The sequence below is a fragment of the Thiopseudomonas sp. SA1F2-1K genome (genome assembly GCF_057443035.1).
Window position 1 is genome coordinate 1,124,449 of the sequence record NZ_CM172014.1, and the last position, 14,806, is coordinate 1,139,254.

13 protein-coding genes are annotated in these 14,806 nt (G+C 47.4%); 9 read left to right on the plus strand and 4 right to left on the minus strand.

Annotated features, from left to right (window positions below):
• Positions 1-66 precede the first annotated feature (66 nt).
• Positions 67-336 carry an FAD assembly factor SdhE gene (locus AC2T15_RS05415; RefSeq protein WP_053099510.1) on the plus strand — a complete coding sequence of 90 codons (270 nt, stop codon included), beginning with the start codon at positions 67-69 and terminating at the stop codon, positions 334-336.
• A complete protein-coding gene (locus AC2T15_RS05420; RefSeq protein ID WP_486778934.1) occupies positions 320-754 on the plus strand; it encodes a protein YgfX in 435 nt (144 codons plus the stop codon). The genes AC2T15_RS05415 and AC2T15_RS05420 overlap by 17 nt, the downstream gene beginning before the upstream one ends.
• Here AC2T15_RS05420 and nadB read toward each other — a convergent pair.
• Both nadB and AC2T15_RS05430 read right to left on the minus strand, forming a co-directional pair.
• Positions 741-2,381, minus strand: coding sequence for an L-aspartate oxidase (nadB, locus tag AC2T15_RS05425; protein WP_286593650.1), 1,641 nt, complete (start codon positions 2,379-2,381; stop codon positions 741-743). The genes AC2T15_RS05420 and nadB overlap by 14 nt on opposite strands.
• A 77-nt stretch (positions 2,382-2,458) precedes the next feature.
• Entirely contained in the window at positions 2,459-3,247 is a 789-nt protein-coding gene (locus AC2T15_RS05430; protein WP_486778935.1) for an enoyl-CoA hydratase, read from the minus strand.
• 157 nt (positions 3,248-3,404) lie between these two features.
• On the opposite strand from AC2T15_RS05430, the gene AC2T15_RS05435 reads away from it, so the two are divergent.
• On the plus strand, positions 3,405-4,304 hold the full coding sequence (locus AC2T15_RS05435) for a GNAT family N-acetyltransferase (RefSeq protein WP_486778936.1): 900 nt from the start codon (positions 3,405-3,407) through the stop codon (positions 4,302-4,304).
• Positions 4,305-4,313: 9 nt separating this feature from the next.
• Entirely contained in the window at positions 4,314-5,744 is a 1,431-nt protein-coding gene (locus tag AC2T15_RS05440) for a PIG-L deacetylase family protein (RefSeq protein WP_486778937.1), read from the plus strand.
• A gap of 9 nt (positions 5,745-5,753) precedes the next feature.
• On the opposite strand, the gene AC2T15_RS05445 is transcribed toward AC2T15_RS05440, so the two are convergent.
• Positions 5,754-7,127, minus strand: coding sequence for a sigma-54-dependent transcriptional regulator (locus AC2T15_RS05445; protein ID WP_053102355.1), 1,374 nt, complete (start codon positions 7,125-7,127; stop codon positions 5,754-5,756).
• A gap of 9 nt (positions 7,128-7,136) precedes the next feature.
• Positions 7,137-10,124, minus strand: coding sequence for an ATP-binding protein (locus tag AC2T15_RS05450; protein ID WP_486778938.1), 2,988 nt, complete (start codon positions 10,122-10,124; stop codon positions 7,137-7,139).
• 353 nt (positions 10,125-10,477) lie between these two features.
• Here AC2T15_RS05450 and AC2T15_RS05455 point away from each other — a divergent pair, with 353 nt between their 5' ends.
• The 5 genes from AC2T15_RS05455 to AC2T15_RS05475 all read left to right on the plus strand — a co-directional run bounded on the left by AC2T15_RS05455 (position 10,478) and on the right by AC2T15_RS05475 (position 14,802).
• Complete coding sequence (locus AC2T15_RS05455) at positions 10,478-11,890, plus strand: dihydrolipoyl dehydrogenase (protein WP_486778939.1); 1,413 nt, start codon at positions 10,478-10,480, stop codon at positions 11,888-11,890.
• A 236-nt stretch (positions 11,891-12,126) separates the two neighbouring features.
• Positions 12,127-12,708, plus strand: a complete 582-nt coding sequence (rpoE, locus tag AC2T15_RS05460; RefSeq protein WP_053099519.1) for an RNA polymerase sigma factor RpoE/AlgU — start codon at positions 12,127-12,129, stop codon at positions 12,706-12,708.
• Between the two features lie 31 nt (positions 12,709-12,739).
• On the plus strand, positions 12,740-13,360 hold the full coding sequence (locus tag AC2T15_RS05465) for a sigma-E factor negative regulatory protein (protein WP_486778940.1): 621 nt from the start codon (positions 12,740-12,742) through the stop codon (positions 13,358-13,360).
• 40 nt (positions 13,361-13,400) lie between these two features.
• Positions 13,401-14,339: a MucB/RseB C-terminal domain-containing protein gene (locus AC2T15_RS05470; protein ID WP_486778941.1), complete on the plus strand. Its 939-nt coding sequence runs from the start codon at positions 13,401-13,403 to the stop codon at positions 14,337-14,339.
• Complete coding sequence (locus AC2T15_RS05475) at positions 14,332-14,802, plus strand: SoxR reducing system RseC family protein (RefSeq protein ID WP_486778942.1); 471 nt, start codon at positions 14,332-14,334, stop codon at positions 14,800-14,802. Before AC2T15_RS05470 ends, AC2T15_RS05475 begins: the two co-directional genes overlap by 8 nt.
• The last annotated feature ends 4 nt before the right edge of the window (positions 14,803-14,806 follow it).

Sequence of the window (14,806 nt, forward strand, 5' to 3'; positions counted from 1 at the left end):
TTAGTAGCGAGTGCGCTTAGGCACGTTGTCGCCTATACTTAGCTCATTCGCTAAGGGGAGTTACTTATGGATTCAAATACAAAGGTTTCACAAACTGAATTAAATCGCCTGTTTTGGCATAGTCGCCGCGGCATGCTTGAGCTAGATGTGCTGCTAGTACCTTTTGTTAAAGAGGTCTATCCAGAGCTATCTGCTGAAGATCAAGCGCGCTATCGCAAGCTGTTAAGCTGTGAAGATCAGGATATGTTCGGTTGGTTCATGCGACGCAATTCTCCTGAAGATAGCGATTTAAAATATATGGTTGATATGATTTTAACGCGTGCCCAAAACCCATAACACTTTCAGTATAACCCTACAGCCTTCTAAGTGTAGAAGGCTGTTGGGCATTTGTAGTCTAGTACTGCTTTTAATGAGCAGTTTTTTACTGCAATGGTCATGGAGTTTGTTCGGGGTATATGTCGCAGCAATACTAGCCAGTATCTGGGAAATGCAGTTAGCCCGCTCAACAGGTAAAACCCTCAGTTATTCTGCCCAGCAATGGCATCTTGCTACGGCGCAAAATCCTGCGCTTAGTCACCCAATCCAAGTCTACGGCGAAACGGTGGTCACGCCTTGGTTAGTAGTTGTACTGTACCGGCTGCCTAATCAATACTTTAAGCGTTCGCTGGTTATTCCTGCCGATTCACTAAACTCCCAACAGCACCGCCAATTAAGAGTCAGGCTCCGTTTTTCGCGAGCGATTATTCATCATTAAGGCTGTGATCACTCAGCTTATAGTTATCTGGCGTAAGCAGTGTAGGGATCGCTTTGGCTAATGTATCAGGATAATCGAGAGTGTAATGTAAGCCGCGACTTTCTTTGCGGGCAAGGGCGCAATTAATGATTAATTCGGCCACAATGGCTAAGTTTCTTAGCTCCAGTAAATCTTTACTGACTTTGTAGTTAGAGTAAAAATCTTGAATTTCACTCTGTAATAACTTAATCCTGTGCTGCGCCCGTAAAATACGTTTATCAGTACGCACAATACCAATGTAGTTCCACATAAAACGGCGTAACTCATCCCAGTTATGGGCGATGATAATGTCCTCATCAGAATCAGTTACTTGTGAGGCATCCCAAGCGGGAATTGGGTAAGGCGTAGCAACGGGGTGCTGAATAATATGTTGAGCCGCCGAGCGAGCATAGACAAAGCACTCAAGCAAGGAGTTGCTGGCCATCCGATTAGCTCCGTGCAAACCGGTAAAACTAGTTTCACCAATGGCATACAGCCCTGCAAGATCGGTTTGTCCATGCTGATTCACCCAGACTCCACCACAGGTGTAGTGAGCGGCTGGCACTACTGGAATGGGTTGCTTAGTAATATCAATGTCAAAGTCTAAACAACGCTGATAAATCGTCGGGAAGTGTGCTTTAATGAAGTCCGCTGGTTGATGCGAAATATCGAGGTAAACGGAGTCTAGCCCCCGTTTTTTCATTTCATGGTCAATGGCTCTGGCCACAATATCACGGGGCGCAAGCTCGGCCTTAGGATGATACTGCGGCATAAAGCGCTCACCTGATGGCAGCTTGAGATAAGCGCCTTCACCGCGTAAAGCTTCAGATATTAAAAAATTCTTGGCATGCGGATGATATAAGCAGGTAGGGTGAAACTGATTAAATTCTAAGTTGCCCACCCGACAACCGGCACGCCAAGCCATCGCGATACCATCGCCAGTCGCACTATCTGGGTTACTGGTATATAAGTACACCTTAGCTGCGCCACCTGTGGCCAAAATCACTTGTTTGGCGGCGTAAGTGGCTACTTGATTGGTGCTGGCATCTAGCACATAGGCACCGACGCAACGTTTGGCTGAAGGATTAACGCTGCATGGTTGAGTAATAAGATCAATCGCTACTTGATGCTCAAAGAAATCAATATTTGCCTGTTGTTTTGCATTAGCCAGTAAGGTGGTAAAGATAGCCGCGCCGGTCGCATCAGCGGCATGAATAATTCGTCGCTGGCTATGTCCGCCTTCTTGGGTGAGGTGAAAGTCTAAAATAGAACGACTATCTAAGGGGGCACCATCATTTTTAGTAAAGGGCACGCCCTGATCAATTAACCACTGAATAGCCGCGCGACTATTTTCCACGGTAAAACGCACCGCGTCTTCATCGCACAAACCAGCGCCTGCAACTAAAGTATCTTGAATATGCGACTCTACCGTATCGCCTTCATCCAGTACCGCAGCAACGCCGCCTTGGGCCCAGTAAGTAGAGCCTGCATGCAAAGAGCCTTTACTGAGAATGGCAATGCTATAGCTAGCCGGTAGATTGAGCGCTGCAGTTAAACCAGCGGCACCACTACCGATAATTAACACATCATAGGAATAGTGAAGGCTCATAACAGGGTATCGATTCTAAGCAGTAAAAGAAGCTAGCCAATGTAAACCCGATAGGTGTTTTTGGCTAGCTGTTATCTTTATTGTTTGGCTTGCCATTGAGCTGGGCGCTTGGCGATAAAGGCATCAATTCCTTCAATGGCATCGGCTTGGGTTAAATTATCCACCATCACCTGTCCCGTATAACGATAGGCCTCAGTTAACGGCATATTCAGTTGCTGATAAAAAGCGTGTTTACCTAGCTTTAAGGTGGCAGGTGATTTACTGGCAATTTTTTCAGCTAAGGCCACGGTAAAGTCTGCAAGCGAGGAGTTGTCCACGGCATGATTAATCAACCCTATTGCAACGGCTTGCGTTGCACTAATCATCTCGCCGGTGAGCAGCATTTCCAGTGCATGCTTGGGGCTAACCACCCGAGATAGCGCCACCATCGGCGTTGAGCAAAATAAGCCAATATTAACGCCTGGGGTAGCAAAGCGCGCACTCTCTGCGGCAACTGCTAGATCACAAGAAGCTACAAGCTGGCAGCCTGCCGCGGTGGCAACGCCTGACACCTCGGCAATCACTGGTAAGTCTAAGTTCACTACTTGCTGCATGACTTTGCTGCACTGATCAAATAGCGCTTGATGCTGCTTTGGGTCACCAAAAGCTTGCTGGATTTCTTTAAGGTTGTGGCCTGCACTAAAGGCTGGACCTTTGGCTCTAATAATGAGTACATGGATCGCTGGATGCTGTTCAGCTTCGAGTAATCGTTGCTCTAACTCTTGCAACATAGCCAGTGATAGGCTATTGCGTGACGATTGATTATCAAGGGTAATAACCCCGACATGATTGGCTAAAATCTCTAAGGTAATAGGCTCGGTCGACATAATGCATATCCTAAAAAATAATCGGTTAAGCCTAACTGAGTTCGAATCTAGAGAGTTACCGACTAAAGCAGGGGGCGCTGTAGGGATGAGAAAAACAACCTGCGGTGGCTGTGTTAGAATTTGTGGCTTTTAATCGTAACGTACTGGAATACAACTCATGTTAGGAATGTTTCGTGCATATCGCGAGCGCGGCTGGCGAGAAATTAGCCCTGCCGAATATGCCCATTGCTGGGAACAATGGGGCGGCAGTGTGATCACTCATCCGCGTATTGTTGAGCGCTTAGCTTTGCTGGCCGAAATTCCGGTACGTTATTTAGGCTGGCCGGCCAGCGGAGCGCTGCAAGCAGCGATTCCAACATGGGGCCAACACTTAGCGCTAGCTAAAGCGGTGCTTAAGCGCAAAGGCAAGCGTGGCTTATTTGATTTGGGCAACGCCGAAGTGATTTTACCCATGGCCGAGGGCGCCCACATTGACTTGCGCTTTAAGGCAGAAAACCTGTCTGAGCGCAGTGCGGCGCAGATTAAACAAACACAGGCCCATCCCTTTGGTTTAGCACTGGCCCGAGCGCCTGAAGATTACAGTAAAAAATTTCGCTATAACCAGCGCCGTGAACTGCGTCTACTAGAAGAAGCCGGCGGGCAAGTCCGTGACATACAGCAGCTCACTCCGGTCGAGCGGGCCACTATTTATAGCCAGCTATTTGAACGGCGTTGGTCTTTTGATGTGCCCGGTAAACAGCACCTCAGTGAAGTATTTACTTTGTTGGATGAGTTTATGACTGGCTCGGTGTTGTATTTAGCGGAGCAACCGATTGCGATTCAAATTCTATACAAGGTGCAGTCACCGCAGTGGATCAGTGTTGAGTACGTCAATGGCGGCGTTGCGCCAGATCATAAGGACTTCAGTCCAGGCAGCGTGTTGAGCTTTATCAATACCCAAGCCGAGTGGCAATTAGCCAAGGCAGCCGGTAAAACGCTGCGCTATTCTTTTGGCCGTGATGAGCAAGCCTATAAGCAGCGTTGGTGCCATTCGTCAGCTATTTATTTCACCCGCTAAGGTGGTGTTATGTCGAGTAAAAAACAACAGTTACTCCAGCAGTTTCGGCGTAAAAAACGCCTTAGTTTGTTATTGCTGCTGACAGTTTTAGTGCTGCTCAGTGCATTCTATAGCCTGTGGTTGCTGCCGTTAGCTTTAGTGCTGACGTGGGTCATCCATGAGGCTTGGTTTGCCGATCACTTGTTTTACTCGCCGCGCAGTGATTATCACTATCAGTTTCCAGAGTATAGCCAGCAGCTGGCCTGTCAGTTACAAGATGGCAGACTGCAGCTAGCACAGGCGTTGCCCGGGTCAATTGGGGCAGGCAGTACTTTGGTACTTGCAGTTCATTTACGCAGCAGCTGGTTAGGTCGCCTATTTGATCCAGTGCTAACTGTGGGCTGCGATCGACAAACGTTTGAGCGGGGAGTCTGTGGGGTGCGCTATCTCAATTTAACTGGGCAATTGTCAGAGTTGGTTGAGCACGGCTTGCCGCTGAGTACACGTTTTTGTCAGGTTCAGCTGCATGGGCCGATCGTAGCTTGGCCGGTTCAAGACTTGAGTCAGCGGCGGATTATGTTTATTGCTCCCCATGCTGATGATGCCGAACTGGCTGCCTTTGGCTTATACAGTCAAGCCGCAGATGTTTCGTTGGTGACTTTAACTCAAGGTGAGATAGAGGCAGAAACCTATCAGCAACTGGGTTTAGCTCCTAAAGCAGCTGCTAAACTCAAAGGGCGCTTGCGTAGCTGGGATAGCATGGCCATTCCTCTATGGGGTGGAGTACCCACCAGCCATTGTGTACAGCTGGGCTATTATTGCTTGCAGTTACAAGCAATGCAGCAGCAGCCAAGCCAAGCATTTGGCTCTAAAGAGTCTGGCGAGGCAGATACCCGTAGCGTACGCCAGATGAATGTCTGCCGATTACCAAGCGATGCAAACGGGGTGCCCAGTTGGGAAAACTTGATTGCCGATCTTACACAGCTTATCGCTGATTTTAAGCCAGAGCTTATTGTTACCCCGCACCCAGAGCTAGATCCCCATGGCGACCATATTGCTGCGACTGCTGCCGTGCAAGAGGCGCTAGCCCAGCAACCCCATTCGGTACAGGGCTTACTGCTGTATGCCAATCATTTAGCAGACAATGATCGCTGGCCGATGGGCAATGCCGGAGAGGGCGTTGCCTTGCCGCCAGTAACCGATGCAGCGTTACCCGCCGATGAGCTCTGGAGCTATGTACTAAGCGTGGAACAACAACTAGATAAAGCATTGGCACTAGCGATGCAGCATGATTTGCAAGGGTCATTGCCGTTGAAAAAACGTCTGCGTCGAAACCTGCAAAAGCTATTGCTGGGTCGTCGTTGGCCTGTTACTGGTGATAATGAGTTTTTTCGTAAAGCTGTACGGCGGCACGAACTGTTTTGGGTGAGGCCGTTACAGCAAACAAGTCCGCATGATTAAACACGCTGCTTATTTTTGCCGCGGAATACCATAACGCTGTCGCCGTTCCCATAAGCACTTACGACTAATACCGAGTTGTTTAGCTAACTCGGTTTCGGTCATTTGTTGCTGATTATTGATTACAAACTGATAAAAGTAATCGTCTAGGGATAAGTTGTCAGCAGGGGATGGTTCAGAGGTGGCACTTGCCTCAAGATTGCCAGCTTTAGCTGGGGGTGACCACTCGATACCCAGTAAATCAGGAGTAATCTGTGGCTCATCACATAGAATGACTGCTCGCTCAATAGCATTTTCTAGTTCGCGCACATTGCCAGGCCATGGATAGTTTTGTAACAGCTGCAATGCCTCAGGGCTGAAGCTTAAGGCCGCTGCATCGGTTTTAGCTAGCTGCTGCTGCAATAGCTTTTCTGCCAGTTCGATCACATCTGACCCGCGTTCGCGTAGTGCAGGAATATGCAGCGCAATCACATGCAAGCGGTAATACAAGTCTTCACGAAAGCTTCCCGCTTGAGCCCGCGACTTAAGATCGCGGTGAGTGGCAGCCATAAAGCGGACATCGACCTTAATTGAGTTAACCGAACCAACGCGCCGCACTTCTCCTTCTTGAATTGCCCGTAATAACCGTGCTTGAGCTTCTAACGGTAACTCACCAATTTCATCCAAAAATAAAGTGCCGCCATTGGCTGCCTCAATCAATCCGGCACGGGCTTGATTAGCACCAGTAAAGGCGCCTTTTTCATGGCCAAACAGCTCTGACTCAATCAAAGACTCGGGAATAGCGGCGCAGTTGACATTAATTAATGGCCCCTGAGCGCGTTTAGAGTGCTCGTGGATGGCTCTAGCCACTAACTCCTTACCAGTACCTGACTCACCTAAAATCAAGACGTTGGAATCAGTTGGTGCCACTTTCATGATTTTGTTAAACAGTGCCTGCATCACCGCACTGCTGCCAATAATGTTCAGTTTACTGGCAAGGCTGGAGTTTGCTGTTTCGGGGGAAGTCGTGAGGCGGTCTTGAGTTTTTACTGGGCTATTGGCTTCTTGTAAAATACGCGCAACAGTACTGAGCATATCGTCATGGTCAAAGGGCTTAGCAATGTAATCGACCGCTCCTTGGCGCATTGAGTCAACCGCTGAGCGTAAACTAGCGTAGCTAGTCATAATCAATACCGGCAGATCTTTTGCAATCTCAATTAAATCAGTGCCTGGCGCGCCAGGTAAACGCAAGTCGGTAATAATTAATTGCACAGTCTGAGTATTAAGCAGCGCTTGGGCTTCAGCCACGGTACCTGCTTCAAGAACGGAGTAATGATTTCGCTCCAAGAGCCGCTTTAGCGCCCGCCGAATAATGGCTTCATCTTCAACAATTAAAATAGACTGCATCACAACACTTTATACCTCAAAATTCACCGCCTGAGTAACAGGCAGTAATGGACTCGCGGTTAAGGCCGCAGGCAACTGAATGATAATTCGTGTGCCTTTTTGCTGCTCGGGTAGAGCAGGACTGATAATGTCAATTTTACCTTGGTGCTGCTCAATAATCGAAAACACCATTGCCATGCCTAACCCTGTGCCTTGGCCAGGATCTTTGGTCGTAAAAAATGGCTCAAAAATTCGTTTAAGGTGCGCCTGCTCAATACCATGCCCCTGGTCCTCAACCTGCAATTCAATATAAGAACCCTTCAGGCGCGAGCGCAAGGTAATCCCCCCAAGAACAGGACTTGCATCACGGGCATTGCTTAACAGGTTAACCATAACCTGGACTAAACGTTGCTGATCACCCAAGACATTATGTTCAGTTGCACATAGATTAACAAAGTGCACCTCCTTGGCTGCTTTATTCAATTCCAATAGGCTAATGGCTTGCTGGCAAACCGCTCTAATAGAGCACGCGGCATAGGGCGTGATGGCATGTTGCTCACCGGCATGGGAGAAGTTCATCAAAGATTGCACAATAGCCGTTATACGCTGGGTCTGCTCTAAGATAGCCTGGCTGTTTTCTAGAATTTCTGGGTCATTGGCATAATCGGTCAGCTGGTTTTGGGCTAAGCAGGCAATGCCGGTAACCGGGTTACCAATTTCATGGGCCACTCCAGCAGCTAAGCGCCCGATTGAGGCTAAACGCTCCGCATGCTCTAAATAACTTTCTAGGCGCTGGGTTTCAGTGGTGTCTTCAATCAGGAGTACCACGGCCTTGGCTTGATAGTGCTGGTTGGGCGAATCATCAATCGCTGCTTTGTGTAAATTTAACCAACGGGACTCATAGTTACTTTTAAGCGGATATTTATACCAATGAGCTTCTTGGCTGAGATAAAAGTTTAGCAAAATATTGCGCCAGGGCTCATCTAGAGCGTCTAAGCGTGAGCCTATCACCCGTGAAGCGGCTATTCCGGTCATGACCTCAAGGGCTTTATTCCAAATGAAAATTTCCTGATCTTTAGCCAGTGAGCAAACACCCAAAGGCAAATCTTGCAAGGTTTGTCGGTGAAAGCGACGTAAGGTATCAAGTTCTGCAGCTAAACCGGTTAGGCGTGACTGGTAGTCTTCTAAGCGTGATTCAATTAGATGCAGGTCTTCACTACGAAAGCTGTGGGCTTGTTTTTTATAGGGAATAAAACTGCTAATAATTTCTTGTGCAATACTGGGGCCCATCAAGCTAGATAGATTCACTTGCAATTGCTGGCGTAAGCGGCGTAAGGCAAAAGGACGTTGTTCATCGTAGCTGTATTCCAGCTCACGTAAGGCCTGCTCCAGCTCTCGTTGAGCGGTGACGGCACCTAAGGGTTTGGCTAGTGCGGTGGCAAAGTCTTGTGCAGAGCTTGCCTCTAATTCGCTATGCAAATGCTGGCGCGCCTGATTGATGCAACAGGTTTCGGCCGCTAGCGTTTCTTCAACGCTACGACTGCTAAATAACGAGACGCCGGCAAAGGTTAGGGTATTAACCAGCAAGGCAAAAATAGCAGCTAGGTGCCAGCTATTGTCGGTAATAGAATCCGAAAAATTAAAATGACCTAAGCCTAGTTGTTCTAAAGGAATAAAGGTAGGTAGCAGCAAACACACAAACCAGGTGATTAAGCCTAAGGTCACCCCAGCAATAAAACCTTTTTTATTAGCCGCAGGCCAATACAGGACTGACAGAGCAGCGGGCAAGAACTGCAGGGAAGAGACGAATGAAATTAACCCCAACTGGGAAAGACTGTGTCTTGCTTGTAACAATAAATAAAATACAAAAGCCAGCATTAACAGCGCAATAATTAACCAGCGTCTTGCACCGCGTAACCAGCGATAAATATTAGTGGTGTGCTTGGGTTGATACAGCGGCAGTAAAACATGGTTTAGCAGCATGCCAGATAAAGCGAGGGTTAATACAATGATCAAGCCACTGGCCGCCGACAAGCCACCGGTATAAGCCAGCAAGGCCAACATGGGTTGCTCTAAATGAATTCCTATCGCCAAAGTAAAGTACTGTGGCTCAGCGGCTAAATTAAGTTTTAACCCTGCCCATAAAATAATCGGAATCGGTAAGCTCAGTAAGAGCAGTAACAAAGGGACGCCCCAGCTGGCAGTATTCATTGCCCGCGGATTTTTATTTTCGGTAAAAATCATGTGATACATGTGTGGCATCACAATTGCAGCGGCAAAAAATATCAATAATAAGGTGCGCCAAGGACCATCTTGTAATGGGGTATGTAGGGCGTTTAGTTGAGCTTGATGGGTGTGTAGCCAAGTCTCTAATCCAGAAAGCCCACCCAGTACTTGAAACAGCAAATAGCCGCCAATCAACAGTAAAGCGATGACTTTGAGTAAAGACTCAAAGGCCATAGCAAAGACTAAACCTTCATGTTTCTCCCCTGAAGCCACCTGCTTGGCACCGAACAAAATGGCAAATAAGCCAATTGCGATACAAAAAATTAACGCTGATGCCAAGGGTGGTAATTGTGGGCTTAGTAATTGAATGCTTTCAGCAACAGCTTGAATTTGTAGAGCTAACAGCGGTAAGCAACCTATCAGTAAGCCTAAGGTAGTCAGTGTGCCTACACCTTGGCTACGATAACGAAAGGCAAACACATCGGCTAATGAGGTTAACTGATACTTGCGGGCTAACTGTAAAAATGGATGCAGTAGAACTGGAGATAAGAAAAAAGCGCCAGAAATACCCAGATAAATCGCCAAGTAGCCATAGCTGTATTGATGGGCTAGCGCCACCGAGCCATAAAATGCCCAAGCACTGGCATAAACTCCCAGAGATAAGACATAAATGGCTGGGTGTTGTTGAATCTTTTGCGGAATCCAGCCCCGTTCGCTGATCCACGCCACGCCAAATAAGCAGCCTAAATACACCAGGCTAATCAACAGTAGCTGATAAAGGCTAAAGTTCATCGTGTTTTCTATGGGGTTGCAAAAAGAAGGTCATCACGATTAAGCAAAACCACAAAATAAAGGGTCGATACCAGCTATTGGTGTTGCTTGCTGTCCACCACTCCATAATCGCTGGGGAAAACAAATACATGCTTACCACCAACATAAGCACTAATCGATGCAGATACATAGTTTGCCTAATTTTGTTGCATTAAACAGAAAATGAAGCTGTCACTTAAAGTAACAATTATTGATTCTTGGGCACAGACTAAGGCGGAACTAAGCAGGGCGCGATTAGACGTATTAACTAGCTAAACCTAAATTTACCCTCTAGAGTATAGGAGGTAACTGACGCAGAAATTACAGGAGTAAGCATGCAAACAAAATCAACAGATGTACTAATCATTGGTGCAGGCACTGCTGGCTTATATGCTTTAAGAGAAGTTAAGCGCGCTAAAAAAGACTATTTAGTCGTCGATACAGGGCCGCTTGGCACCACCTGTGCCCGGGTCGGCTGTATGCCCTCTAAGGTGTTACTGCAAGTAGCACAGGAACACCAAGCCGTTCAGCAACTGGTGCAAGATCAGGTTCTTAGCGCAGCGCCACCAGCCATTAATGACCAAGCCGCACTCAAGACGGTGCGCCAGTTACGTGACCGATTTGCCACGGGGGCAGCACAAGGAGCTCAGCGCGCAGCAGGTGAACATTTGATTATCGGAAAGGCCTCTTTCTTAGCACCTAACCGGGTTCAAGTGGCAACCGCTGAAGGGTTGCAGGTGATCGAGGCACAGGCGATTATTTTAGCTACCGGTTCTAGCCCTGTAGTGCCTAGTTTTTTATCTGCAGTGGCTGATCGCATGTTAACGACAGATGCTGTATTTGAGCTCGAACACCTGCCTAAACGCTTAGGTATTATGGGGCTAGGTGCCATCGGTCTTGAGTTGGGCTTAGCTCTAGCACGCTTAGGTGTGCAAGTGACTGCAGCCGATATGGCTGATCAATTAGGAGGTGTTCAAGATCCCGCTATTGCTCAGGCAGCGCAGAAAACTTTTTCCAATGAGATGGATATCTGGTTAGGCCATCCCGCGGAAGTTGAGCGCACCGAACACGGGGTGTTACTCAAGGCCGGCGATCAAGCCGTTGAAGTGGATCAATTGTTGGTTGCACTTGGGCGTCGACCTAATTTAGCCGAGCTGGCGCTAGAGAACGCTGGATTGCCATTAGATGACAAAGGCGTGCCGGTGTTTGATCCGCACACTATGCAAGTAGGTGATACCCGGGTTTTTATTGCCGGTGATTTAAATGCCGACCGAACCCTAATGCATGAAGCCTGTGATGAGGGAGCAATTGCTGGTTATAACGCCAGCCGTACAGTAGTAACTGCTTTTGAGCGTAAAGTACCTTTAGCGATTGCCTTCACTAAGCCGGATATTGTGAGTGTGGGAGCAAGTTTTCACTCATTAACTGCAGGCAGTTATTTGGTGGGTGAAGCCAAAGCAAATGGGCGAGCAATTATTAAGCACGATGAGCAAAGTCTGATTCGCCTGTATGCGGACTCCCATTCTGGCAAGCTGCTCGGTGCCAGCTTATTAGGTGTCGATACGGAACACCTTGGGCACTTTTTAGCGCTAGCGATTATGCAGCAGATGACAGTTGCAGATTTGCTACAGGCACCGTATTACCATCCAGTAGTTGAGGAGCAGCTGCAAGCGGCGTTACAAGATTTACTAAAACAGCTACCACAACTGCAAACAGGCTTACCTTTTGGATTAACCCAAAAAAGTTAGGCTCACTAAGCTGGCGCTTAAAAATAAGCGCCAGTTCTTCTTAGCGAACCCAAGAATGTTCATCAATCAGTACCGAACACCAAGTGAACTAATCTCTAGTTCAGCACTCAATGCTGTGCTTATCTTTAGTAGTTCACGAATTTACGCTCAATTTAAGTTAAGCTAGACGGACTGAGTAACTGTTAATGTATGAAGTCTTTTACTTATATCAGTCTATTAGAATTTAAGGAATGTACATGACGCCTGAAGATGATCAGCAGCTGGTAGAGCGCGTTCAAAAAGGCGATAAGCGCGCTTTTGATTTGCTGGTACTCAAATATCAGCATCGAATTTTAGGGTTAGTAGTGCGCTTTGTGCATGATCCACATGAAGCACAAGATGTTGCCCAAGAAGCTTTTGTAAAAGCTTATCGGGCTTTAGGAAACTTTCGGGGTGATAGTGCGTTCTATACATGGCTATATCGAATCGCTATAAACACCGCGAAAAACTACTTGGTTTCACGTAACCGCCGTCCACCGAGCAGTGATGTGGATGCCGGAGACGCTGAGTTTTTTGATGGTGATCACGCGCTAAAAGATATTGAAAGCCCAGAACGTATGATGTTGAGGGATGAGATCAAGTCAACGGTACAACATAGCATTAGCCAGCTACCAGAGGACTTGCGAGTAGCTCTCACTTTGCGTGAGTTCGAAGGATTAAGTTATGAAGACATTGCTACGGTTATGAAATGTCCCGTTGGAACGGTACGGTCACGAATTTTTAGAGCCAGGGAAGCAGTAGATAAGGCGCTACAACCTTTATTGAATAATGAAGCTTGACGAGTAATCGGTTGAGCAGGAGTGAGAGTAAATGAGTACTAAAGAAAGCTTGCAGCAAGCGCTATCTGCTTTGATGGATAATCAAGCAGATGACTTGCAGTTGCAACGAATACTTCAATCCATAGATGACTCAGAAGTACGTGAAACCTGGGTGCGCTATAATGTGGCACGCGATGCAAGTCTAGCTGCAGATGCGCAGGGAGTATTTGCAGGTGTCGATCTCTCTGCAGGCATCAGACAAGCGATCCAGGAGACTGAAGATAGCTTAAAAGCTCAGACCGCTGAGCAACCAGCCGCTCGCTCAATGCCTGTTTTTGGTCGTTTAAGCAAAGTCGCGATTGCAGCCTCAGTGACCTTAGCGGTCTTGGCTGGTGTGCGTTTTTTAAATCAGAGCGAATTGGCCTCCACAGAACTTACAGCAGATGCTGGTGAGCCAATGGAAATGCTTGAAGCTGTGGGCATGCCTGGACAAATCTCCGAATTAACCAGCTTTAATGAAAGCAAACATAGCCCAGTGGCAGAGGCCTTAGAAGGTGAGGGTAACTGGCATAATGATCGTCTGCCAGAGTATTTACGTCGCCATGCCCAGCAAGCACCTGCTCACGCCGATACTGATACCCAAGTAACGCCAGTTAATACCGCACAAGAGTAACCTCAGCATGAAATGGCTATGGGCTATCAGTATCCTGTGTATGACTAATAGCCCTGTGCTTTTAGCCGATCAAGCAAAAGACCTTACTTCCGAACAGTTGGCTTGGTTAGCGCACGTGCAACAAGCCGCTGTTCATACCAGTTACAGTGGCCACCTAGTCTATGAGCGCAAAGGCGTATTTGCTACCTATGCCACTCATCACTTGGCTCAGAATCATGGCTTTACCCAACGCATTGTTCGACTAGATAATACCCAGTATGAGTTGCTACGTAATCAGGAAGGTGTTTTGTGCAGTTTTTCAGAAACCAGCACGCAAACACCTTTTTATTTGTCTGACTGGCCAAGCAGCCTCGCGAGCTTGCAACATATAGAACAGAACTATCAATTAAGCTGGGGGGAAGAAAGCCGAATTGCTGGCCGCCCAACCTATAGCCTCAACTTTGCCGCAAAAGATTCTTATCGCTACTCCATGCAACTCAAACTGGATCAACAAACGGGGGTTCCCTTACAAACCTTGCTGCTTAATAACCGCCAACGACTGTTAGAACGCACGCAGTATGTATCATTCGCTCCTGTCCAACCTGTTCCCAGTGCACTACAGGCCTCAGCTAACTGCAGTCGCCAAGCAGTGCAACAAAACTCGCATTCAGATAGCGTATGGGATCCTAAATGGGTGCCAACAGGTTTTGTTAAAGTGCAAAGTAGCGTTTTTCAAGTAGCAGGTAAAACCAATACCTACAACCGTAGTTACAGCGATGGTTTAGTACACTTTTCTGTATTTATTGAACCTAATCATTCGCGGGTTCGCTTGCCAGAAGTTAAAAAGTCACGCACTTTAGGCCCCACTGCGTTAGTCAGCTTATCTGGCTGTAAACACGTTAAACCACCAGTAGTTATTACGGTTATAGGGGAGTTGCCGATGTTAGCTATAGAGCGTATTGCGCATTCTGTATGTCCTAAAGGTCTGAACAGTGATTAAAGAGCAGGGCACAATTATTGCAACCGATGCCGTCAATCAAGTGGCTTGGGTTGCGCTACAAAAGCATACAGCCTGTGGAGCCTGTAAGGCTCGAGCAGGTTGCGGCCATGGTAAATTAGCCGATTTACTGCAAACAGCTAACAGTCCACAGGTAAGTACCCTTAATCTTCCCTTAAACTCCAATCAATATTTTACTCCAGGGGATACCGTCGAAGTGGCTATTCCCGAGCAAGGGTTATTGTTGGCTTCTGTTCTGGGCTATTTGCTGCCATTGCTTGGGCTATTGTCAGGCTTACTAATGAGTGCTGCATTCGATGCCACAGAGCCACGGATAATTCTTTCAAGTTTTTTCGGGCTCTTTGCAGGCTTGCTGCTTGCTCGTATGATAAGCAATCGGTACATGCGGCGGGGCACGCTTGCTCCGCAACTTAGCAAAAGTTCTTCAATTACTAATTTAAGTTAATCTG